The organism is Streptomyces sp. NRRL S-1022 (assembly GCF_000720135.1).
Classification (GTDB): Bacteria; Actinomycetota; Actinomycetes; order Streptomycetales; family Streptomycetaceae; genus Streptomyces.
In genome coordinates, this window is the sequence record NZ_JOIU01000007.1 from 107,153 (window position 1) to 127,964 (window position 20,812).

Annotated in this window: 18 protein-coding genes; 10 read left to right on the forward strand and 8 right to left on the reverse strand. The window is 72.6% G+C overall.

Annotated features, from left to right (window positions below; genetic code table 11):
• The first annotated feature begins 187 nt into the window (after nt 1–187).
• Nucleotides 188–1,372 (forward strand): globin domain-containing protein, encoded by a 1,185-nt coding sequence (locus IG05_RS0109630; protein ID WP_030341062.1) that lies wholly within the window; start codon nt 188–190, stop codon nt 1,370–1,372.
• A gap of 145 nt (nt 1,373–1,517) precedes the next feature.
• On the opposite strand, the gene IG05_RS0109635 is transcribed toward IG05_RS0109630, so the two are convergent.
• Nucleotides 1,518–1,967 carry an RrF2 family transcriptional regulator gene (locus tag IG05_RS0109635; RefSeq protein ID WP_030341064.1) on the reverse strand — a complete coding sequence of 150 codons (450 nt, stop codon included), beginning with the start codon at nt 1,965–1,967 and terminating at the stop codon, nt 1,518–1,520.
• Between the two features lie 136 nt (nt 1,968–2,103).
• On the opposite strand from IG05_RS0109635, the gene IG05_RS0109640 reads away from it, so the two are divergent.
• The 3 genes from IG05_RS0109640 to IG05_RS0109650 all read left to right on the forward strand — a co-directional run bounded on the left by IG05_RS0109640 (nt 2,104) and on the right by IG05_RS0109650 (nt 5,573).
• Entirely contained in the window at nt 2,104–2,787 is a 684-nt protein-coding gene (locus tag IG05_RS0109640; protein ID WP_030341066.1) for a DUF3105 domain-containing protein, read from the forward strand.
• Nucleotides 2,784–3,416, forward strand: a complete 633-nt coding sequence (locus tag IG05_RS0109645; protein ID WP_030341068.1) for a DUF305 domain-containing protein — start codon at nt 2,784–2,786, stop codon at nt 3,414–3,416. Before IG05_RS0109640 ends, IG05_RS0109645 begins: the two co-directional genes overlap by 4 nt.
• A gap of 213 nt (nt 3,417–3,629) precedes the next feature.
• Entirely contained in the window at nt 3,630–5,573 is a 1,944-nt protein-coding gene (locus IG05_RS0109650) for a S53 family peptidase (RefSeq protein WP_030341071.1), read from the forward strand.
• A 55-nt stretch (nt 5,574–5,628) separates the two neighbouring features.
• Here IG05_RS0109650 and IG05_RS0109655 read toward each other — a convergent pair whose 3' ends face one another.
• A complete protein-coding gene (locus IG05_RS0109655) occupies nt 5,629–6,372 on the reverse strand; it encodes a helix-turn-helix domain-containing protein (protein ID WP_030341073.1) in 744 nt (247 codons plus the stop codon).
• 223 nt (nt 6,373–6,595) lie between these two features.
• Here IG05_RS0109655 and IG05_RS0109660 point away from each other — a divergent pair, with 223 nt between their 5' ends.
• Genes IG05_RS0109660 through IG05_RS0109670 form a run of 3 tightly spaced genes read left to right on the forward strand, consistent with a single transcriptional unit; the run spans nt 6,596 to nt 9,060 of the window.
• Complete coding sequence (locus tag IG05_RS0109660) at nt 6,596–7,261, forward strand: DUF4097 family beta strand repeat-containing protein (RefSeq protein ID WP_030341075.1); 666 nt, start codon at nt 6,596–6,598, stop codon at nt 7,259–7,261.
• Nucleotides 7,262–7,276: 15 nt separating this feature from the next.
• Nucleotides 7,277–8,248: an ATP-binding cassette domain-containing protein gene (locus IG05_RS0109665; RefSeq protein ID WP_030341076.1), complete on the forward strand. Its 972-nt coding sequence runs from the start codon at nt 7,277–7,279 to the stop codon at nt 8,246–8,248.
• Entirely contained in the window at nt 8,245–9,060 is an 816-nt protein-coding gene (locus IG05_RS0109670) for an ABC transporter permease (RefSeq protein ID WP_051789686.1), read from the forward strand. The genes IG05_RS0109665 and IG05_RS0109670 overlap by 4 nt, the downstream gene beginning before the upstream one ends.
• A gap of 37 nt (nt 9,061–9,097) precedes the next feature.
• Here the strand turns inward: IG05_RS0109670 and IG05_RS0109675 are convergent, their stop codons facing one another.
• The 4 genes from IG05_RS0109675 to IG05_RS0109690 all read right to left on the reverse strand — a co-directional run bounded on the left by IG05_RS0109675 (nt 9,098) and on the right by IG05_RS0109690 (nt 13,948).
• Nucleotides 9,098–10,315 carry an MFS transporter gene (locus IG05_RS0109675; RefSeq protein ID WP_030341080.1) on the reverse strand — a complete coding sequence of 406 codons (1,218 nt, stop codon included), beginning with the start codon at nt 10,313–10,315 and terminating at the stop codon, nt 9,098–9,100.
• 94 nt (nt 10,316–10,409) lie between these two features.
• Nucleotides 10,410–11,459, reverse strand: coding sequence for an endonuclease/exonuclease/phosphatase family protein (locus tag IG05_RS0109680; protein WP_030341082.1), 1,050 nt, complete (start codon nt 11,457–11,459; stop codon nt 10,410–10,412).
• Between the two features lie 187 nt (nt 11,460–11,646).
• A complete protein-coding gene (locus IG05_RS0109685; RefSeq protein WP_030341083.1) occupies nt 11,647–12,276 on the reverse strand; it encodes a TetR/AcrR family transcriptional regulator in 630 nt (209 codons plus the stop codon).
• 85 nt (nt 12,277–12,361) lie between these two features.
• Nucleotides 12,362–13,948 (reverse strand): MFS transporter, encoded by a 1,587-nt coding sequence (locus IG05_RS0109690; protein WP_199808280.1) that lies wholly within the window; start codon nt 13,946–13,948, stop codon nt 12,362–12,364.
• Between the two features lie 179 nt (nt 13,949–14,127).
• Here IG05_RS0109690 and panB point away from each other — a divergent pair, with 179 nt between their 5' ends.
• The 3 genes from panB (at nt 14,128) to IG05_RS0109705 (ending at nt 17,052) form a co-directional block, all read left to right on the forward strand.
• Nucleotides 14,128–14,994 (forward strand): 3-methyl-2-oxobutanoate hydroxymethyltransferase, encoded by an 867-nt coding sequence (panB, locus tag IG05_RS0109695; protein ID WP_030341087.1) that lies wholly within the window; start codon nt 14,128–14,130, stop codon nt 14,992–14,994.
• 160 nt (nt 14,995–15,154) lie between these two features.
• Nucleotides 15,155–16,180: an ATP-binding cassette domain-containing protein gene (locus IG05_RS0109700; RefSeq protein WP_030341089.1), complete on the forward strand. Its 1,026-nt coding sequence runs from the start codon at nt 15,155–15,157 to the stop codon at nt 16,178–16,180.
• Entirely contained in the window at nt 16,177–17,052 is an 876-nt protein-coding gene (locus IG05_RS0109705) for an ABC transporter permease (protein ID WP_051789689.1), read from the forward strand. Before IG05_RS0109700 ends, IG05_RS0109705 begins: the two co-directional genes overlap by 4 nt.
• Before the next feature lie 4 nt (nt 17,053–17,056).
• Here the strand turns inward: IG05_RS0109705 and IG05_RS0109710 are convergent, their stop codons facing one another.
• Complete coding sequence (locus IG05_RS0109710) at nt 17,057–20,317, reverse strand: BTAD domain-containing putative transcriptional regulator (protein ID WP_030341093.1); 3,261 nt, start codon at nt 20,315–20,317, stop codon at nt 17,057–17,059.
• Between the two features lie 14 nt (nt 20,318–20,331).
• Complete coding sequence (locus IG05_RS0109715) at nt 20,332–20,808, reverse strand: DUF6578 domain-containing protein (RefSeq protein ID WP_234335815.1); 477 nt, start codon at nt 20,806–20,808, stop codon at nt 20,332–20,334.
• Between the last annotated feature and the right edge of the window lie 4 nt (nt 20,809–20,812).

Sequence of the window (20,812 nt, forward strand, 5' to 3'; positions counted from 1 at the left end):
GGCGTCCTCGTGCTGAACGCCTCTCGTACGGCAGCTGTACTGCACTCTCGCCCATCTTGCCTGCTCGGACCGGCATCCGTAATGGCCGATCCCCTTCCTCCGTGACCGACACCACGGCCGTTAAATTTGCATCTCAAATGCAAGTTTTCATAGCGTGCGGCTGAGCCGAGTTCTCCGAGGAGTCCCGATGCTGACCGAGCAGTCCGCAGCAACCGTCCGTGCCACCCTGCCCGCCGTCGGCGGGGCGATCGGCGAGATCACCGAGCGCTTCTACACGCGCCTCTTCGACGCCCACCCCGCCCTGCTGCGCGACCTGTTCAACCGCGGCAACCAGGCGGCCGGCACCCAGCGGCAGGCCCTCGCCGGTTCGATCGCCGCCTTCGCCACGCACCTGCTGGACCACCCGGACCGGCGGCCGGACGCGATGCTCGCCCGCATCGCCCACAAGCACGCCTCCCTCGGCGTCGCCCCCGAGCAGTACGACGTCGTCCATGAGCACCTCTTCGCCGCCATCGCCGAGGTCCTCGGCGAGGCCGTCACGCCCGAGGTGGCCGCCGCCTGGGACGAGGTGTACTGGCTGATGGCGAACGCGCTGATCGCCATCGAGAAGCGGCTGTACGAGGAGGGCGGCGGCCCCGGCCTGCGCCCGTGGGAGGTCGTGGAGCGGGTCGAGGAGACGGCGGACGTCGTCACCCTCCGGCTGCGGCCGACCGACGGCGGCCCGGTGGCCGGCTTCCGCGCCGGGCAGTACGTCTCCGTCGGCGTCACCCTGCCGGACGGGGCCCGGCAGATCCGGCAGTACAGCCTGTCCGGGGCGCCCGGCGAGGCGGTACGCCAGATCACCGTCAAGCGCGTGCACGGCGCGGCCACGCCCGACGGCGAGGTCTCCCACCACCTCCACGCGCACGTGCGGCCCGGTGCCGTCCTTGAGCTGTCCGAGCCGTACGGCGACCTCGTCCTGTCCGGCGCGCCGGACACCCCCCTGCTGCTCGCCTCGGCGGGCATCGGCGTCACCCCGATGGTCGCGATGCTGGCCGGCCTCGCGGCCGGCGGCCACCGCGCCCCGGTCACCGTGGTGCACGGCGACCGCTCCCCCGCCGAGCACGCCCTGCGCGCCGACCACACGGCCTGGGCCGGCAAGCTGCCCGACGCCTCGGTGCACCTCTTCTACGAGCGGGACGCCGGGCCCGGCACCCGGACCGGCCTGGTCGACCTGGCGGACATCGCCGTACACCCCGGCACGCGCGCGTACCTGTGCGGCCCGCTGCCCTTCATGCGCGCCGTCCGCGCCCAGCTGACGGCGAAGGGCGTCGCCCCGGCGGACATCCACTACGAGGTCTTCGGCCCCGACCTGTGGCTGGCCGGGGGCTGAGCGACAGCGCCCCGTGAGGGCGCAAGTGCCACGACGGCGCCGCACCCGCCAGGCGGCCTGTCGTGGCACCTCGCCGTGTGCGCGGACCGCCCCCGCCCGCTCCCACCGGCCCCGCTCGGACCGCCCCCGCTCCCACCGATCCCGCTCAGGCCGACTCCGGCCGCCGGGCGATCCCGAGCAGCAGCGGTCCCGTCGGTTCGACCACGAGGCCGGCGATCGTGACCGGGTCCAGCGAGGCGAAGAACGCCTCCCGGGCCCCCCGCAGCGCGCCCCGCAGGCGGCAGGCGGAGCGCAGGGGGCAGGCCGGCGTGCCCTGCGTCCCCTCGCAGTCCACCACGTCGCCGTCGCCCTCGAAGGTCCGCACGACGGCGCCCACCGACGCCGTACGCCCCCGCTCGGTCAGCGTCAGCCCCCCGCCCCGCCCGCGCCGGGCGTCGACCAGGCCGAGGTGCTGCAGTTCGGCGACGACCTTCGCCGCGTGGGTGTAGGGGACGTCCATGTCGGCGGCGACCTGGCGGGTCGTGGGGGTGGCGTCGGCCACGGCGAGTCGCATCAGGACGCGCAGGGCCAGGTCGGTGGAGCGCAGCAGCCGCATACCGTGAGCGTAGGTAATGCGCATCCTGGCTTCAAATTATCCGGTTCCCGCGCCCTCCCTACGGAAGCGCGGCCCCCGCGCATTACGATCAGCGGGCCCCACCGTCCACGTCCCCTTCTGAAGAAGGACACGCCTCATGGGTTCCGGCAAGAACAGCAGCACCGCGGCGCGCAAGGCGCGCATCGAGGAGATGCGGCGCGAGGAGCGTGCCCGCGAGCGCCGCAACCGGGTGCTCACCATCGCCGCCAGCGTGGTGGTCGTCGCCGGTCTCGTCGTCGGCGGTGTGGTCCTGGTGGACTCGCAGCGTGACTCCGGCAAGGACGCGGCGACGCCGAGCGGTGACGCCAAGGGCGCCGGGGACGCCGGGCACTTCACGACCGGCAAGGACGGCGTGAAGACCTGGTCGGGCAAGCTGTCCCGGACGCATGTGACGACCAAGGTGTCGTACCCGATGCACCCGCCGGTCGGCGGCAACCACAACCCGGTCTGGCTGAACTGCAACGGCGACGTCTACACCAAGCAGGTCGCGGACGAGAACGCCGTGCACGCGCTGGAGCACGGCGCGGTCTGGGTGACGTACACCAACAAGGCGGACAAGGCGGACGTCGGCGCGCTCGCGGCCAAGGTGAAGAAGACGCCGTACTCGCTGATGAGCCCGTACGAGAACCAGGACGCCCCGCTGATCCTGTCGGCGTGGGGCCACCAGGTCGCGGTGAAGAGCGCCAAGGATCCGGAAGTGGACAAGTTCTTCGCCGCCTACGTGCAGGGGCAGCAGACGCCCGAGCCCGGCGCCTCGTGCACCGGCGGGGTCATGAAGTGAGGCGGCAGCACATCGGCTGGGTCGCGGGGGCCGCGGCGGCGGTGCTCGTCGCGGCCGGCGCGATCACGTACTCCGTGGCCGAGGACACCGGCGCGCCGGAGACGAGGACGCCGGACGCGCGGTCCGCCGACGCCGGGTTCGCCCGGGACATGGCCGTCCACCACCAGCAGGCCGTCGAGATGTCGTACATCGTGCGGGACCGCACGAAGGACGAGGAGGTCCGGCGGCTCGCGTACGACATCGCGCAGACGCAGGCCAACCAGCGCGGGATGCTGCTGGGCTGGCTGGACCTGTGGGGACTGCCGAAGGTGTCGGCCGATCCGCCGATGACCTGGATGGGCATGGGTGACATGGCCTCCGGCAAGGACGGCGCGCTGATGCCGGGCATGGCCACGAACACCGAGCTGAAGAAGCTCCAGTCGCTCAGCGGCAAGCAGGCCGAGGTCCTGTACCTCCAGCTCATGACGGCCCATCACCAGGGCGGGATCCACATGGCGGAGGGCTGTGTCGCCAAGTGCACCGTCGGCGTGGAGAAGCGGCTCGCGCAGGGCATGGTCGACGCGCAGCAGTCGGAGATCGAGCTGATGGCCGGGATGCTCAAGGAGCGGGGGGCGCAAGCCCGTTCGTAACACCGCCGTAAGGATGAATGCGGCAAACCGCCCTGGATGGCGGTTACTTGAGCTTCTCTTGACTTTCCCCTTCCCCTGGCATGAACGGTTCATCGAAAGAGTGGCCCCCATCGTGTGATCCACTCGCCGGCCGACACCGCCGCGGGCCGGCGCGCGGGAGCGCGACGTACCGACCACCACGACATGCATGCGAACCGCATCGCAGGGGGTTCTATGAGATCCAACCGCGCCACCGTGCGCGCCGGCGTGAGCATGGCAGCGACACTGCCCATGATCGCCGGCGCACTGGCGCTGGGCATACCCGCGGCGCACGCCGCGGACAGCCCCGCTCGTGACGTTCTGAAGGGCACCAAGCCGCTCTGGGCGACGGCCAAGGCGGACAAGGGCGCCACCCCGGACGGTGCCCGGGTCAAGGCCCGCGTCTACCTCGCGGGGCAGGACCCGGCCGGCCTGGCCGCCTACGCCAAGGCGGTGTCCGACCCCGGCTCGCCGCTGTACGGCAAGTACCTGAGCGGCAAGAAGGCACAGGCCCGCTTCGGGGCGACCAGGGCCCAGGTGGCCGCCGTCACGTCCTGGCTGAAGTCGGCCGGCCTGACCGTCACCGCGGTCACCCCGCACTACGTCGCCGTCTCCGGTGACGTGGCCGCCGCCGAGAAGGCGTTCGGCACCCAGCTGCACGACTTCGCCAAGGGTTCGAAGACCTACCGCGCCCCGGCGCGCACGGCCTCCGTCCCGGCCGCCCTGAAGGGCGCCGTCCTGACCGTCACCGGCCTGGACAACGCCCCGCACAAGGCGAACCACGACGACCAGCTGCCGCCGCCGGACGCCGTGTTCAAGAACTCCGGGCCGTTCTCCTCGTACTACGGCTCGAACACCGCGACCACGCTCCCGGACGCGTACGGCCAGAAGGTCCCGTACGCGATCAAGGGCTACACCGGCAAGCAGCTGCGCGCCGCGTACGGTGCGGGCACCTACACCGGGAAGAACGTCCGCATCGCCATCACGGACGCGTACGCCTCCCCGACGATCGCCTACGACGCCGGCACCTACGCGAAGAAGCACGGCGACGCGGCGTGGAGGACCGGCCAGCTGCACCAGGTGCTGCCGAAGAACTACACCAAGACCAAGGAGTGCGGCGCGGCCGGCTGGTACGGCGAGGAGACCCTCGACGTCGAGGCGGTCCACGCGGTCGCTCCCGGCGCCGACGTCACCTACGTGGGCGCGGCCTCCTGCTACGACGACGACCTGCTGGACTCGCTCAGCAAGATCGTCGACAACCACCTGGCCGACATCGTCTCCAACTCCTGGGGCGACATCGAGGCCAACCAGACGCCGGACCTCGCGGCGGCCTACGACCAGGTCTTCCAGCTGGGCGCGGTGCAGGGCATCGGCTTCTACTTCTCCTCCGGCGACAACGGCGACGAGGTCGCCAACACCGGGACGAAGCAGGTCGACACCCCGGCCAACTCGGCGTGGGTGACCGCGGTCGGCGGCACCTCGCTGGCCGTCGGCAAGGGCGACTCGTACCTGTGGGAGACCGGCTGGGGCACCGAGAAGGCCTCGCTGTCGGCCGACGGCAAGAGCTGGACGAACTTCCCCGGCACGTTCACCTCGGGCGCGGGCGGCGGCACCAGCAAGACCGTGCCGCAGCCGTACTACCAGAAGGGCGTCGTCCCGGACTCGCTCGCCAAGGCCAACAGCGCCGACGGCAACCGCGTCGTCCCGGACATCGCGGCCATCGCCGACCCGAACACCGGCCTGCTCGTCGGCCAGACCCAGACGTTCCCGGACGGCACCGAGCAGTACAGCGAGTACCGCATCGGCGGCACCTCGCTGGCCGCCCCGGTCATCGCGGCCGTCCAGGCACTGGCCCAGGAGGCCCGCGGCGGCAAGGCCCTCGGCTTCGCCAACCCGGCCATCTACGCCAAGTACGGCAAGAAGGGCGTCTTCCACGACGTCACGGACAGCCCGACGGGCTCCGGCCTGGCGGTCGCCCGGATCGACTTCGTCAACGGCCTCGACGCCTCCGGCGGTCTCGCGACCTCGGTCCGCAGCCTCGGCAAGGACAGCTCGCTGTCCGCGGTGAAGGGCTACGACGACGTGACGGGCGTCGGTTCCCCGGCGAACGGCTACGTCCAGTCGTTCCGCCGGCGCTGATCCTCCGGATCGCCCGAGGGGCGTGGGGTCCTGGTGACCCCACGCCCCTTCCGCGTCACCGGGCCGCGGCGGGGCCGTCCGCGGGCGCCCCGGGTTTCGTGTGGAGGATCTCGCGGGCCTGCTCCGCGGCGCGGGCGAGGCTCTCGGCGACGAAGTCGAGGAAGCGGGCGGTGTTCTCCAGGCGGGCGCCGGCCGGAGAGCCGGGACCGAGGACGCCCACGCCCTGCCGCGCGGTCTCGGCGACCTGGGCGGTGGACCGGGCGCTGGCCATCATCGCCTGGTACATGACCTCGTCGTCGACGACGTAGCGCTCACGGCGCCGTTCGTCGCGTTCCCGGCGGACCAGGTCCTGGCCTTCGAGGTACGCGACGGCCTTGGAGACGGACGCCGGGCTGACCTGGAGGTGCCGGACGAGTTCGGACGCGGTGAGGCTGCCCGTGTCGCTGATGGTCAGGCAGGCCATCACCCGCGCCATCATGTGGGGGGTGCCCGACTGCATGAAGACCGTGGTGAGCGTCTCCTCGTACGCGCGCACGGCCTCGGGATCGCGTCCGTAGCCCTGCGGGGGCGCCTCCGTCCCGCGGGGTGCGGCCGGCCGGCGCCGGTGGGCGCGGCGTTCGGTGGCACGGTGGGCGAGGTCGGCGCGGTAGGCGGTGGGGCCGCCGTTGCGCATGACCTCGCGCGTGACGGTCGAGGTCGGACGGTCGAGCCGTCTGGCGATCTCCGCGTAGGCGAGGCCGTCGGCCAGTCCCAGTGCGATCTGCTGACGTTCCTGCTGGGTGAGCCTGCCTCCCGGCATCACGGCCTCCTTCATCGGTCTGCGGCACCGGCAGCTTAGCGTTCACCTGCATTTCATTGCAACGCGGAGCGAGGCGTGCGTTGCGTTATCGTCAGCCCTATTGCAATGATTTCTACGCTCTGAACTGCAGTTACATGCACTGCATGCAACAAACCTATTGCTGCTCCCTCGAACGCAACGTAGCGTTTCCGTCATCGGAAACAACAAGCCGTAGGAGCGCACGATGCAGAAGTTCACCACCCCCGCCCCCGTCTCCGCCGTCCTGGACATCCCCGCCGGACGCGTCCAGTTCATCGCCGCGGACCGGGCCGACACCACGGTCGAGGTCCGGCCCGCGGACGCCGCCAGGAGCCGTGACGTGAAGGCGGCGGAGCAGATCGAGGTCGAGTACGGCGACGGCGTCCTGCGGATCGCGGCCCCGGCGGCGGCGAACCAGCTCTTCGGCGCCTCCGGTTCCGTCGAGGTGACCGTCCAGCTGCCCGCCGGCTCCCGGGTGGAGGGCAAGTCGTCCGCCTGCGAGCTGCGCGGTGTCGGCCGCCTCGGCGACGTCGCCTTCGACGGTGCCTACCGCCGGATCAAGCTCGACGAAGCCGCGAGCGTCCACCTCACCGCGGTCGACGGTGACGTCGAGATCGGCCGGCTGGACGGCCCGGCGGAGATCAGCACCGCACGGGGCGACATCCGCATCGCGGAGGCCGGACGCGGGACGGTCGTGCTGCACACCCGGTCCGGCGACATCGCGGTCGGCGCGGCCCGCGGAGTCTCCGCCGCCCTGGACGCCGGCACCGGCCACGGCCGCATCGGCAACGCCCTCCGCAACGACGGCACCGCCGAACTCGACATCCGCGCCACCACCTCGCACGGCGACATCACCGCCCGCAGCCTCTGAACAGGAGCACTCCCCATGACCGACCTGGCCATCGCGGCGACCGGGCTGCGCAAGTCCTACGACGGCAGGACCGTCCTCGACGGTGTCGACCTGGCCGTACCGCACGGCACCGTCTTCGCCCTGCTCGGCCCGAACGGCGCCGGCAAGACCACCGCCGTCAAGATCCTCTCCACGCTCGTCTCCCCCGGCCCCGGCTCCGGTGAGATCCGCGTGGGCGGCCACGACCTGGTCACCGACCCGCAGGCGGTGCGCGCCGCGATCGGCGTCACCGGGCAGTTCTCCGCCGTCGACGGCCTGATCACCGGCGAGGAGAACATGCTCCTCATGGCGGACCTGCACCACCTGTCCGGAAGCGGGCGCCGGCAGGTCACCGCCGAACTGCTGGAGCGCTTCGACCTCACCGAGGCCGCGCGCAAGCCCGCCTCCACCTACTCCGGCGGTATGAAGCGCCGCCTGGACATCGCGATGACCCTGGTCGGCGGCCCGCGGATCATCTTCCTGGACGAGCCGACCACCGGCCTGGACCCCCGCAGCCGGCACACCATGTGGCAGATCGTCCGCGAGCTGGTCGCCGACGGCGTCACCGTCTTCCTCACCACGCAGTACCTGGAGGAGGCCGACCAGCTCGCCGACCGCATCGCCGTGCTGCACGACGGCAGGATCGCCGCGGAGGGCACCGCCGAGGAGCTGAAGCGGATCGTCCCCGGCGGCCACGTCCGGCTCCGCTTCACCGACCCGGCCGCGTACCGGAGCGCCGCCGCCGCGCTGCGCGAGGCCTCCCGGGACGACGAGTCCCTCGCCCTGCGGATCCCGGGCGACGGCAGTCAGCGCGAGCTGCGCGCCCTCCTCGACCGGCTGGACTCGGCCGGCGTGGAGGCGGACGGGCTGACGGTGCACACCCCCGACCTCGACGACGTCTTCTTCGCGCTGACCGGCGGCGCGAACGTCCCCCACCAGCCGACCCAGACCGAGGAGACCGTCCGATGAGCACTCCCCCGGCCCCCGTCCACCCGAGCCGGTTCGCCCTGGCCGTACGGGACTGCGCGACGATGCTGCGCCGCAACCTCCTGCACGCCCGGCGCTACCCGTCGCTCACGCTGAACCTGCTGCTGACCCCGGTCATGCTGCTGCTGCTCTTCGTCTACGTCTTCGGCGACACCATGAGCGCGGGCATCGGCGGCGCCCCGGACCGTGCCGGGTACATCGCCTACATCGTCCCGGGCCTGCTGCTGATGACCATCGGCAGCACCACGATCGGCACCGCGGTGTCCGTCTCGACCGACATGGCCGAGGGCGTCATCGCCCGCTTCCGCACCATGGCGATCCACCGCGGCTCGGTCATCGTCGGGCACGTCGTCGGCAGCGTGCTGCAGTCGGTCGTCAGCGTCGTCCTCGTCGGCGCCGTCGCGGTGGCGATCGGCTTCCGCTCCAGCGGCGCCACCGCCCTGGAGTGGCTGGCGGCGTTCGGACTGCTGGTGCTCTTCGCCACGGCGCTCACCTGGATCGCGGTCGGCATGGGGCTGGTCAGCCCGAACGCCGAAGCGGCGAGCAACAACGCGATGCCGCTGATCCTGCTGCCGCTGCTGTCCAGCGCCTTCGTCCCGCTGCACGCCCTGCCCGGCTGGTTCCGGCCGGTCGCCGAGTACCAGCCGTTCACCCCGGCCATCGAGACCCTGCGGGGCCTCCTCCTCGGCACGGGGATCGGGCACAACGGCTGGCTGGCGGTGGCCTGGTGCCTGGCCCTGACGGTCCTCGGCTACGCCTGGTCGACCTCGACGTTCAAGCGGGACCCGAAGTGACCGCGGCGCCCGGCCGCGGTCACCGGTGCGGCGGCGGTCACCGGTGCAGCGTGCCCGCCCCGTCCGGCACGTGGGACGTCACCACGCGTCCCGCGGACGGGGTCTCCCGGCGGCGGTCCACCGCGTAGGCCACGCTCGCCACGCCCAGGCCGAGCACCGCCAGGGCCGCGCCCGCGAGGGCCGGGGAGGTCGTGCCGAAGCCGGCCGCCAGGGCGAGGCCGCCGATCCAGGCGCCGCCGGCGTTGGCCAGGTTGAAGGCCGCCTGGTTGGCGGAGGAGGCGAGGGAGGGGGCCGCGGCGGCCTTCTCCATCACCATCAGTTGGAGCGGGGAGCCGGTGATGAACGCCGCCGTGCCCAGCAGGGTCACCGCGAGGGCCGCGCTCCACTCCGCCCGCATCAGCAGGGGGAACAGCAGCAGTACGACGCCCAGCGAGACCAGGCCGCCGAACAGGGTGCCGCGCAGCGAGTGGTCCGCCAGCCGGCCGCCCAGCAGGTTGCCGGCCGTGGCGCCGACGCCGAAGAGGGCCAGGAGCAGGGTCACGTTCGTCTCGGCGTAGCCGGCGGTGTCCGTGAGCATCGGGGTGATGTAGCTGTAGGCCGCGAAGAGCGCGCCGAAGCCCGCCACCGTCGTGCCGAGGGCCAGCCAGACCGGCACGGACCGCAGGGCGGCCAGTTCGCCGCGCAGGCCCGTCGACGCGGCCGCGTGCTCGCGGTCGTGCGGGACGAGAAGGGCGAGGGAGGCGATCGCGGCCAGGCCGATCGCGCTGACCGCGAGGAACGTCGCCCGCCAGCCGAAGTGCTGGCCCATGAGGGTGGCGGCGGGGACGCCGGCGATGTTGGCGACGGTCAGGCCGAGGAACATCAGGGACACCGAGCGCGCCTTGCGCTCCGGCGGGACCATCGCGGTGGCGACGACCGCGCCGACGCCGAAGAAGGCGCCGTGCGGCAGGCCGCTCAGGAAGCGGGCGGCCAGCAGGGAGCCGTTGCCGGGGGCGAACGCCGAGAGGGCGTTGCCCGCCACGAACAGGGCCATCAGGGAGATGAGCACGGTCCGGCGGGGCATCCGCGCGGTCAGCGCGGCCAGCAGCGGGGCGCCGATGACGACGCCCAGCGCGTACGCCGAGACCAGGTGCCCGGCGGTGGGGATCGAGATGTGCAGGTCGTCCGCGACCTCGGGGAGCAGCCCCATCATCACGAACTCGGTCGTGCCGATGCCGAAGGCGCCCACGGCGAGGGCGAGCAGGGCGAGGGGCATGAAGGACCTTTCAGAGCGGAGTGCCGTACGGGTTCGAGTGTCGCAGTATGTTCCCGTACTGAACAAACGCGCTCCGGTCCGGAATTCCAGCGGATCAGGAGGCCGTGTCGAGCTTCACACGAGCCGCCACCGGCAGGTGGTCGCTGTTCGTGCGCGGCAGCGTCCAGCTGCTCTCGGGCTCGGCGCCCCGGACCATGATCTGGTCGATGCGCGCCATCGGGAACGACGCCGGCCAGCTGAACCCGAAGCCGCTGCCCGCCGCGCCCTGCGTGGAGCGCAGCTGGGAGGTGACGGCGTTGAGCGAGCGGTCGTTCATCGTGCCGTTGAGGTCGCCGAGCAGCACGACCCGCTTCAGGGGCTCGTCGGCGATCGCCTCACCGAGCGCGTCGGCGCTCTTGTCCCGCTGCCGGGCGGTGAACCCGGCCTCCATCTTCACCCGCACCGAGGGCAGGTGGGCGACGAACACCGCGACCGGGCCGCGGGGCGTGGCGACGGTGGCCCGCATCGCGCGCGTCCAGCCCAGCTTGATGTCGACGGCGTCCACCCCGCTCATCGGGTACTTGCTCCACAGGCCGACCGTGCCGGCCACCGCGTGGTACTTGTACGTCTGCGCGAGCGCCTTCTCGTAGACGGGCACGGCGGAGGCGGGCAGCTCCTCCAGCGCCAGGACGTCGGCTCCGGAGGCGGCCACGTCGGTGGCGGTCGCGGCCGGGTCGGGGTTGTCGGCGTTGACGTTGTGGGTGGCCACCATGAGGTCGCCGCCGCTGCCCGCCTTGTCGGTGAGCAGGCCGCCGAAGAGGTTCAGCCAGACGGTCGCCGGCAGGACGAGCGCGATCAGCGCGGTCGCCGACCTGCGGACCAGGGCGAGCACCAGGAGCACCGGGACGGCCAGGCCCAGCCAGGGCAGAAACGTCTCCGTGAGCGAGCCGAGGTTGCCCACCCGGTTGGGGATGTGGGCGTGCACCAGCATCACCAGGGCGAGCAGCAGGGCCAGTGCGGCGAGGACGAGGCCGCGCCGCCAGATCCGTGGATCGTTCCGCCAGCCGGAGAACAGGCGGTGCGCGAGGCGCCGAAGCCGGGATCCCGGCCGCTCGGGCCCCGAGCCGTCGCCCGCCGTCTCCGTCATGTACGCCTGCTGCGCCATACCGTCTGCCTCACTGCCTGCCGTGCACACCGTTCGCCCCCCGTGCTCCTGACGACCCTAGGGGATGATCGGCTCGTTCCCGCCGTCCCATGACGGCCGTACGGAAGACGAGGACGAACGAGCCGGTGCCGCGAGTTCCGGTTACCCCGCGGACGGCGCGGTCTGTGACGAAACGCGCACACGAGTGCTACGAGGCTGTCGACCTGACGGGTCGTAGGCCCTCCAGGACCGTGTCGACGATCTGCTCGGCCAGGCCCTCGGGCAGGTCGGCGTCGGGGCGCATGACGGAGCGGACGAGCATGGGGCCGACGAACATGTCGTTGGCCAGCTCCAGGTCGACGTCCGCCCGGATCTCGCCGTTGTCCCGCGCCCGGCGCAGCACTTCCAGGGCGATGGCCCGCCGGGGCGCTATGACGCCCGCGTGGTACGCCGCCCAGACCCGGGGGGCGGTCTTCATCTGGGCGTACACGTTGTGCAGGATCGCCGAGGAGCGGTGCATGAGGCCGCGCTGGCGCAGCGACTCCAGCAGCACGACGAGGTCGTCTCGCAGGCAGGTGCCGGGGAGTTCGGGGTCGGGGGGTTCGGCGGCGCGTACGACGTCGACGAACAGTTCCTCCTTGCCGCTCCAGCGGCGGTAGATGGTGGCCTTGCCGACCCCGGCCGTGCGCGCGACCCGCTCGATGGACAGCTCGGCGAGGGGCACGCCCTCCTCCAGGAGCTTCATCACGCCTTCCAGGATGGCCCGTTCCACGGCTTCGCTGCGCGGCCGGCCCCGGGCGGGGCCGTCCGGCCGTGGCCGGCTGTCGGCAAGGGTCACGTCGTTCCGTCCTCTCACTGCGGTGCGGGAATTGTCCCGCAGCGCCCTCCTTCCCCCGTGGACCCGCCCCCCGGGGCGGGTCCCGTCATTCCGCGGCGGTGACCAACTCCGGTTCGGCGTCGTCGCGCTGACCGGCCGGCGGCTTGCCCGGCAGGAACAGGGCGGTCACCAGGGCACCGATCAGCGCGACGCCCGTACCGCACAGGGCGGTGAGGTGCATGGCGTGCAGGAAGGCGTCGTTGGCCGGTGCGACCAGGGCCTCGCCCCGCGGGCCGAGCTTCTCGGCGATGCCGAGGGTGGCCTCGACGGACTCGGCGGCGGTGTCGCGCAGGCCCGGCGGCAACGCGCCGAGCTTGTCCTCGATGCCGTCGCGGTAGGAGGCGGCGAGCACCGAGCCGAGGACGGCGATGCCGAGGGCGCCGCCGACCTGGCGGAAGGTGTTGCTGAGCGCGGAGGCGGAGCCGGCCTTCTCGCGGGGCAGGGCCTGCATGATGACGACGGAGGTCGGCGTCATGATGTGGGCCATGCCGGTGCCCATGAGGAAGAAGACGACCTCCAGCAGCCAGATCGGGGTGTCGGCCTCGAAGGTGGCGAAGACGGCCAGGGTCGCCGCGATCAGCAGCAGGCCGACGGTGGTGGTGGCCTTGTTGCCGAACCGGTCGACGACCAGCCGGGCGCGCGGCGCGAAGATCATCTGGGCGGCGGCCAGCGGCAGCATCAGCAGACCTGACTGCAGCGGCGAGTAGCCGCGCACGCTCTGCGTGTAGAAGACGCTGAAGAACGTGACGCCCATCAGCGCGAAGAAGACCAGCGCGATGGCGCTCATGGCGGCCGAGAAGACCTTGTTCCGGAAGTAGGTGACGTCCAGCGACGGGTGGTCGCTGCGCTTCTCGAAGACGATGAAACCGGCCAGCACGGCGAGCCCGGCGAGGATGGTGGCCAGCACCTTGGCGTCGGTGAAGTCGGCCAGCTCGCCGCCCTTGATGATGCCGTAGACCAGCAGCACCAGGCCGACCACGGACAGGACGACGCCGACCGGGTCGAGGCGGCCGGGGCGCGGGTCGCGGGAGTCGGGCACCAGCCAGACCATCAGGACCAGGGCGAGGATCACGATGGGCACGTTGATGAAGAAGACCGAGCCCCACCAGAAGTGGTCCAGGAGCGCGCCGCCGGTGATCGGACCGATGGCGATGGCGAGGCCGACGCCGCCCGCCCAGATGCCGATGGCCTTGGGCTGCTCCTCGCGCTCGAAGACGTTCATGAGGACGGCGAGGGTGGCGGGCATGACGAAGGCGGCGCCGAGGGCCATCAGCGCGCGGTAGGCGATCAGCTGGGCCGGCGAGCCGGACTCGGCGGCGAGCGCGGAGCCGATGCCGAACACGGCGATGCCGCCGAGCAGCACCTTCTTGCGGCCGACCCGGTCGCCGACGAGTCCGGCGGTGAACAGCAGGCCGGCGAAGACGAGGGTGTAGGCGTTGATCGCCCACTCGATCTCGCTCTGGGTGGCGCCGAGACCGGTCGGCGCGGGGGTGGCGATGGTCTTGATGGCGACGTTCAGGATCGAGTTGTCGAGCACCACGATGAGCAGGCTCAGCATCAGTACGCCGAGGATCGCCCAGCGGCGCCGGTGCACCGCTTCCGGTATTCGGGGGGCGGGGACGGGACTTGTCATGTGTCCGAGGTTACGATCATTTCGATACGGAACGGTCTCGTATCTTATTTCTTTACCAAGGCCTTACACGGCTCGCCTCACAGGGGGTACCCCTGGCCCCGAATGGCACGAGGTGCCACCATGGAGTCGATCCGGGGACGCCGTCAGGGTGCCTCGAGATGACTGAAGGAGCCGTTGCCATGACGCAGCTTTCGGCTGCCCAGAACAAGCCTTCCGACGGCAGCAAGGCGCTGTACGGGGGGAAGGGCACCCGCCGCATCACCGTCCGCGACATCGCCCTCGCCAAGGAGCGGGGCGAGAAGTGGCCCATGCTCACCGCCTACGACGCGATGACCGCGTCCGTCTTCGACGAGGCCGGGATCCCGGTGATGCTGGTCGGCGACTCGGCGGGGAACTGCCACCTCGGGTACGAGACCACCGTGCCCGTCACCCTCGACGAGATGACCATGCTGTCGGCCGCCGTCGTACGCGGCACGCAGCGCGCCCTGATCGTCGGCGACCTGCCCTTCGGCTCCTACCAGGAGGGTCCGGTGCAGGCGCTGCGCTCGGCGACCCGGCTGGTCAAGGAGGCCGGGGTCGGCGCGGTCAAGCTGGAGGGCGGCGAGCGCTCGCACGAGCAGATCCGGCTGCTGGTGGAGTCCGGCATCCCGGTCATGGCCCACATCGGGCTGACCCCGCAGTCCGTCAACGCGATGGGCTACCGCGTGCAGGGGCGCGGCGAGGAGGCCGCGCAGCAGCTGCTGCGCGACGCCAAGGCCGTGCAGGACGCGGGAGCGTTCGCGGTGGTGCTGGAGCTGGTTCCGGCGGAGCTGGCGGCCGAGGTGACGCGGGTGCTGCACATCCCGACCGTCGGCATCGGGGCGGGCCCGGAGACGGACGCGCAGGTGCTGGTGTGGACCGACATGCTGGGCCTGACCTCCGGCCGGGTGCCGAAGTTCGTCAAGAAGTACGCCGACCTGCGTGAGGTCATGGGCAACGCGGCGAAGGCGTTCGCGGAGGACGTCGTCGGCGGGACCTTCCCGCTGGAGGAGCACTCCGTCCACTGAGCCACTGCGGCACCACAGAGCAGCCCGCCGATCGTCCCCCGTCGGCGGGCTGCTGCTGTTCTGCCCGCCCGAACCGGTGTCGGTGGTCCGTCGGCCGGGTGTCGGCCGGTGTAGGCCGGCTGTAGGCCGTTTGTCGGTGGGGGCTGGCACTGTCATCGGCATGACACGCATCGACGACAACCCCGCCGGCGGCCGCTCCGCCGTGACCGTACGGGGACTGGTCAAGCACTACGGCGAGACCAAGGCACTGGACGGCGTCGACCTGGACGTGCGCGAGGGCACCGTGATGGGTGTGCTCGGGCCGAACGGCGCCGGCAAGACCACCCTCGTCCGCATCCTGTCCACCCTGATCACCCCCGACGCCGGACAGGCCACCGTGGCCGGCTACGACGTCATCCGCCAGCCCCGCCAGCTGCGCCGGGTCATCGGCCTCACCGGCCAGTACGCGTCCGTGGACGAGAAGCTCCCGGGCTGGGAGAACCTGTACCTGATCGGCCGCCTGCTGGACCTGTCCCGCAAGGACGCCCGCGCCCGCGCCGGCGAACTGCTGGAGCGGTTCTCGCTGACGGAGGCGGCCAGGCGGCCCGCGGGCACGTACTCCGGCGGCATGCGGCGGCGACTGGACCTGGCCGCCTCCATGATCGGCCGCCCGGCCGTGCTGTACCTGGACGAGCCCACCACCGGTCTCGACCCCCGCACCCGCAACGAGGTGTGGGACGAGGTCAAGGCGATGGTCGGCGACGGCGTCACCGTGCTGCTCACCACCCAGTACATGGAGGAGGCCGAGCAGCTCGCCTCCGAGCTGACCGTGGTGGACCGGGGCAAGGTCATCGCGAACGGCGGCATCGAGGAGCTGAAGGCCCGCGTCGGCGGCCGTACCCTGCGCGTGCGGCCGGTCGACCCGCTGGAGGTGCGCCCGCTCGCAGCGATGCTGGACGACCTCGGCATCACCGGGCTCGCGGCCACCACCGTGGACAGCGAGACCGGCACCCTGCTGGTGCCGATCCTGAGCGACGAGCAGCTGACCGCCGTGGTCGGCGCGGTCACCGCGCGCGGCATCACGATCTCCTCCATCACCACCGAACTTCCCAGCCTGGACGAGGTGTTCCTGTCCCTCACCGGCCACCGTGCCAGTGCCCCGCAGGACGCCGTGCCCGCCGACACCCGCGAAGAGGTCGCCGTATGAGTGCCCACCCGTCACCCACCGCCACCCTGGACGAGGCGCTCCGCGCCGCCCCTTCGAACACTCTCTCCCCCGCCGCCGCGACGAAGACCGACACGCCGATCCCGTTGCGGGCGCACCTGCGGCACACCGGCGCGCTGATCCGCCGCAACCTGCTGTGGATCCGGCAGGACCCGGAGTCGATGTTCGACGCGATCCTGTTCCCGGTCGTCTTCACCCTGCTGTTCGTGTACGTCTTCGGCGGCTCCATCGGCAAGTCGCTGGGCGGCGGGCAGGACCAGTACGTGCAGTACGTGGTGCCCGGACTCATGGCCATGATGGGCATGAACATGGCCCAGGGCGTGGGCACCGGTTTCAACCAGGACTTCAACTCCGGTGTCATGGACCGCTTCCGGTCCCTGCCGATCGGGCGCGGCTCCGTCCTCTTCGCGAAGATCGCGGTGGAGCTGATGCGGATGCTGTTCGCGACCGTGGTCCTGCTGGTGGTGGCCCTCCTCGTGGGCTACGACATCAACAGCTGGACCGGTCTGCTGGCCTCCGTGGGTCTGTCCGCGGTGTTCGGCTCGGCGCTGATGTGGGTGTTCCTGACCCTCGGCGTGGTGATGAAGAACGCGCAGTCGGTGCAGGCGATGGGCTTCCTGGTGCTGATGCCGCTGCAGTTCGGTTCGTCGATCTTCGCGCCGACCGCGTCGATGCCGGGCTGGCTGCAGTCGTTCACCGACTACAACCCGTTGTCCGCGCTGGCCGACACCGCGCGCGGTCTGATGGAGGGCGGTCCGGTCGCGCACGACCTGTGGGTGACGCTGATCTGGTCGGTGGGTCTGACCGCGGTCATGGCGCCGGTGGCGATCCACAAGTTCCGTACGAAGAGCTGACCTCTCAGGACGCTCCGAAGAGGGCGGTGGCCTCCACGAGGGAGAGGCCGCCGCCCTCGGCGTACGCGGCCTCGTACGACCGGGCGTCGAGCCGCTCGCGGATCCGCGCCTCGGTCAGGTCGCGGGCCCGCCGCTCCACACCGGAGGGCACGTGGCCGGCCGGCAGCAGCGCTTCGGCGGCGCCCAGGCAGCGGGCGGCGTCGGCGGCGCGGCCGTCGGCGGGGGCGAGGGCCATCGCGGCGACGGCGAGGACCACGGAGTGCAGGTGCGGGGTGATGGCCCGGCTCAGCGGGTCGGCGGCGAGGCGCAGCGCCGCGCGGGCCCGGCCGAGGGCCTCCTCGGTGCGCTCCTCCACCGCGTCCAGCCAGGCCTCCTGGCAGAGGATGACGGCGTCGAAGACGACGAAGCGCGCGATGCGGACCTCGTCGCGCAGCAGCCGCAGGTGGTCGCGGGCCTCCGCGGTGCGGCCGGTCAGGCCGAGCCAGCCGGCCAGGAAGAGCCGGGCGGCGGGCATGGCCTCGTTGTGGGTGCTTTCCTTGCTGGCGATGACGTCCCGCAGCATCCGCTCCCCGCGTTCGCTCTCGCCCGCCTCCAGCAGGCTGCCGCCGAGCCGGGCGCGGAGCACGGCCACCTGGGCGCGGGCGCCGAGGCGCTCGGCGTGCTCGATGGCGGCCCGGTAGTCGGCGGCGGCCTCGTGGTGGTCGCCCTTGCGTTCCCGGGCCTCGCCGCGGGCGGACAGGGCCTCGGTGGTGCCCCAGGCGTCACCGAGGCGGCGGTAGATCTCCAGGGCCTCGTCGGCGTCGCGGGTGGCGTCTCCGGCCCAGTCGGCGCGGTTGGCGAGGAGGTTGGCGCGCAGCTGGAGGGCGCCGGCCAGCTCCCACTCGTAGCCGGGGGTGTCCCGGCAGGTCTGCACACAGGCGTCGGCGATGGTGCGCAGCCGGGTGGCGCCGCCGGTCAGCAGCTCGGCGAAGAACCACAGGATGCCCGGGGGCCGGCAGATCTGCGGCAGGCCGGGCTCGTAGGTCCGGGCGACCGCGCGGAGCTTCGCCTGCGCCTCGGGGGTCTGCCAGACGTCGAGCTCGGTGTCCATGCAGGCCAGATGGGCCAGGTGGACCCCGCGCCGGGCCTCCGCGAGCACCTCCCCGGCGTACGGCGGCGGGGTGTCGGTGCAGCGCCGCCACACCGGTTCGGCGGGACGGACCGGTTCGCCGAACGGGTCGGGACCGAGCGCCATGACCTCCCGGCACCAGGTGCGGGTCTCGATGCGCTGGTCGCGCATCTGCCAGAACCACAGCAGGGACAGGATCAGGCAGAGCGCCTCCTGTTCGTCGCGTTCGGCGACGGCGTGCCGGAAGGCGGTGCGCAGGTTCTCGTACTCCAGCTGGAACCGGTCGATGGCGGCGAGCTGCTCGGGACCGCGCAGCAACGGGTCGGTGGCGCGGGCCAGTTCTCGGTAGTAGATCAGGTGCGCGCGCTCGGCCTCCGGTCGGCCGCCGGTCTCGGCGAGGCGTTCGGCGGCGTACTCGGCGACGGTCTCCAGCAGCCGGTAGCGCATGCCTCCGTCGGCGGCGGGCGCGGCCACCACCAGGGACTTGTCGACCAGGGAGCCGAGGGCGTCCAGCGCGCCCGGCCCGCACACGGCCTCGGCGGCGGCCAGGTCGCAGCCGCCGGCGAACACCGACAGCCGGGCGAGGACGTCCCGTTCCCCCGCGTCCAGCAGGTCCCAGGACCAGTCGACGACGGCCCTGAGGGTCTGCTGGCGAGGCAGTACGGTGCGGCTGCCCGAGGTGAGCAGCCGGAAGCGGTCGTCCAGCCGGTCCGCTATCTGACGGGGCGTCAGCATGCGCAGCCGGGCCGCCGCCAGCTCGATGGCGAGGGGCAGTCCGTCCAGGCGGCGGCAGATCTCGGCGCACGCCTCGGGGTCGTCCTCGGTCCGGAAGCCGGGCCGGGCCGCCGCACCGCGGTCGGCGAGCAGCCGCAGCGCGACCGGTTCGGGCAGCGGCTCCACCGGCCGCAGCAACTCGCCCGGCACACCCAGCGGTTCCCGGCTGGTGGCGAGCACGGTCAGCTCCGGGCAGCGGGCCAGCAGCCGCTCGGTGAGGCGGGCGGCGGCGTCCACGACGTGCTCGCAGTTGTCGAGAATGATCAGCATGCGGCGCCGGGCGCAGTGCTCCACGAGCCGTTCGAGAGGGTTGTCGTGCCGGTCGGTGACCGCGCGCATGCTGTCCACGCCGGTGCCGTGCAGCACGGTCTCGCGGGCGCCGATCGCGGTGAGCACGGCCTGCGGTACGGCCTCGGGGTCGTCCACGGGGGCCAGCTCGGCGAGCCAGACCCCGTCCCGGACGGTGTGCCGTACCGCCTCCGCGGCCTCCTGGGACAGCCGGGTCTTGCCGGCGCCGCCGGGTCCGAGCAGGGTGACCAGGCGGGCCGCGGCGAGGTCGGCGCCGATGGCCCGGATGTCGGCTTCCCGCCCGACGAAGGAGGTCAGCCGGGCGGGCAGGTTGCCCAGGCGGGCCGCGGGCGGCCGCTCGGCCGGTTCCTCGCGCAGCAGCTCGGTGTGCAGGGCGCGCAGTTCGCCGCCCGGGTCGGAGCCGAGCCGGTCGGCGAGCAGGCGGCGTACGTCCTCGTAGGCGGCGAGCGCCTGGGCGGGGCGGCCGGTGTCGCGCAGGGCGCGCAGCCGCAGCGCCTGGAGCGGCTCGTCCAGCGGGTGGCTGTCGCACAGCGCGGTCAGCTCGGGCAGCGCCTGCTCGGCCGCGCCGAGGGCGAGGGCGGCGGTGTGCCGGGCGCGCAGCGCGTCCAGCCGGCGGGTCTCCCAGCGGGCCGCCTCGGCGGTGCGGTCGGGCAGGTCGGCGAGGGCGGGCCCGCGCCACAGGGCGAGGGCGTCGTCGAGGACGGCGGCGGCCTTGGCGGGGTCGCCGTCGGCCAGGGCGCGCAGGCCGTCGCCGGTCAGCCGGTCGAAGCGGGCGAGGTCGACGTCGTCGGGCGCGGCGGTGAGCCGGTAGCCGCCGTCGACGGAGGCGACCGCGTCGGGGCCGAGTGCCCGCCGCAGCCGGCCGACGAGCGCCTGCAGGGCGCCGGCGGCGTCGGCGGGCGGGTCGGCGCCCCACACCTCGTCCACGAGGACGCCCGCGGGCACGGTCCGGCCGGCCCGCAGGGCGAGCACGCTCAGCAGGGCACGCAGCCGCGCCCCGCCGACCGGGACGGCCGTGCCGTCGGGGCGGATCGCCTGGGTGGTGCCGAGCAGCGAGAAGCGCACGGGGTCCATTGTCTCCGGTGTGGTCAGCGGCGGTCACCGGGTTGCCCCGGTGTGGCGCCGGGGACGTCCAGGGTGACGAGGACGCCGACGGCGAGGCGGACCCGGTAGGGGACCCGCCGTGGCGGCTGATCCTCCTGCTCGAACGCGTCGAACCACTTCGGGCAGACGTCGACGGGCTCCAGGACGGTGGCGCCGGGCACCGGCTCCAGGGCGCGCCCGGACGCGACGAAGATCACCTCGCCGGGTTCCGCGGCGGGCGGGGCGACGGCGCGCGGGTCGTGGTGGGCGAGGTACTCCTGGTGCACCAGGTCGATGCCCCGGACCCGGCCGGTGGTCGCCCGGTCGGGGCCGCCGTGGTTCTCCACCCGGGCGGCGGCGCCGTAGTGGCCGTCCGCCCCGGCCGTGCGGAGCAGCCGCCAGGAGACCTCGTCACCGACGGCGAACGGCGTACCGCAGCACTCCATCTCCGCGCAGTCGTAGAACACCCTCGTCCGTGGCATTCCC

Excerpts from the sequence above, each read along its gene's own strand:
- IG05_RS0109630 (WP_030341062.1), top strand. The coding sequence starts at position 188 with ATGCTGACCGAGCAGTCCGCAGCAACCGTCCGTGCCACCCTGCCCGCC.
- IG05_RS0109635 (WP_030341064.1), bottom strand. The coding sequence starts at position 1,967 with ATGCGGCTGCTGCGCTCCACCGACCTGGCCCTGCGCGTCCTGATGCGA.
- IG05_RS0109640 (WP_030341066.1), top strand. The coding sequence starts at position 2,104 with ATGGGTTCCGGCAAGAACAGCAGCACCGCGGCGCGCAAGGCGCGCATC.
- IG05_RS0109650 (WP_030341071.1), top strand. The coding sequence starts at position 3,630 with ATGAGATCCAACCGCGCCACCGTGCGCGCCGGCGTGAGCATGGCAGCG.
- IG05_RS0109655 (WP_030341073.1), bottom strand. The coding sequence starts at position 6,372 with ATGCCGGGAGGCAGGCTCACCCAGCAGGAACGTCAGCAGATCGCACTG.
- IG05_RS0109660 (WP_030341075.1), top strand. The coding sequence starts at position 6,596 with ATGCAGAAGTTCACCACCCCCGCCCCCGTCTCCGCCGTCCTGGACATC.
- IG05_RS0109665 (WP_030341076.1), top strand. The coding sequence starts at position 7,277 with ATGACCGACCTGGCCATCGCGGCGACCGGGCTGCGCAAGTCCTACGAC.
- IG05_RS0109670 (WP_051789686.1), top strand. The coding sequence starts at position 8,245 with ATGAGCACTCCCCCGGCCCCCGTCCACCCGAGCCGGTTCGCCCTGGCC.
- IG05_RS0109675 (WP_030341080.1), bottom strand. The coding sequence starts at position 10,315 with ATGCCCCTCGCCCTGCTCGCCCTCGCCGTGGGCGCCTTCGGCATCGGC.
- IG05_RS0109680 (WP_030341082.1), bottom strand. The coding sequence starts at position 11,459 with ATGGCGCAGCAGGCGTACATGACGGAGACGGCGGGCGACGGCTCGGGG.
- IG05_RS0109690 (WP_199808280.1), bottom strand. The coding sequence starts at position 13,948 with ATGACAAGTCCCGTCCCCGCCCCCCGAATACCGGAAGCGGTGCACCGG.
- panB (WP_030341087.1), top strand. The coding sequence starts at position 14,128 with ATGACGCAGCTTTCGGCTGCCCAGAACAAGCCTTCCGACGGCAGCAAG.
- IG05_RS0109700 (WP_030341089.1), top strand. The coding sequence starts at position 15,155 with ATGACACGCATCGACGACAACCCCGCCGGCGGCCGCTCCGCCGTGACC.
- IG05_RS0109705 (WP_051789689.1), top strand. The coding sequence starts at position 16,177 with ATGAGTGCCCACCCGTCACCCACCGCCACCCTGGACGAGGCGCTCCGC.
- IG05_RS0109710 (WP_030341093.1), bottom strand. The coding sequence starts at position 20,317 with ATGGACCCCGTGCGCTTCTCGCTGCTCGGCACCACCCAGGCGATCCGC.
- IG05_RS0109715 (WP_234335815.1), bottom strand. The coding sequence starts at position 20,808 with ATGCCACGGACGAGGGTGTTCTACGACTGCGCGGAGATGGAGTGCTGC.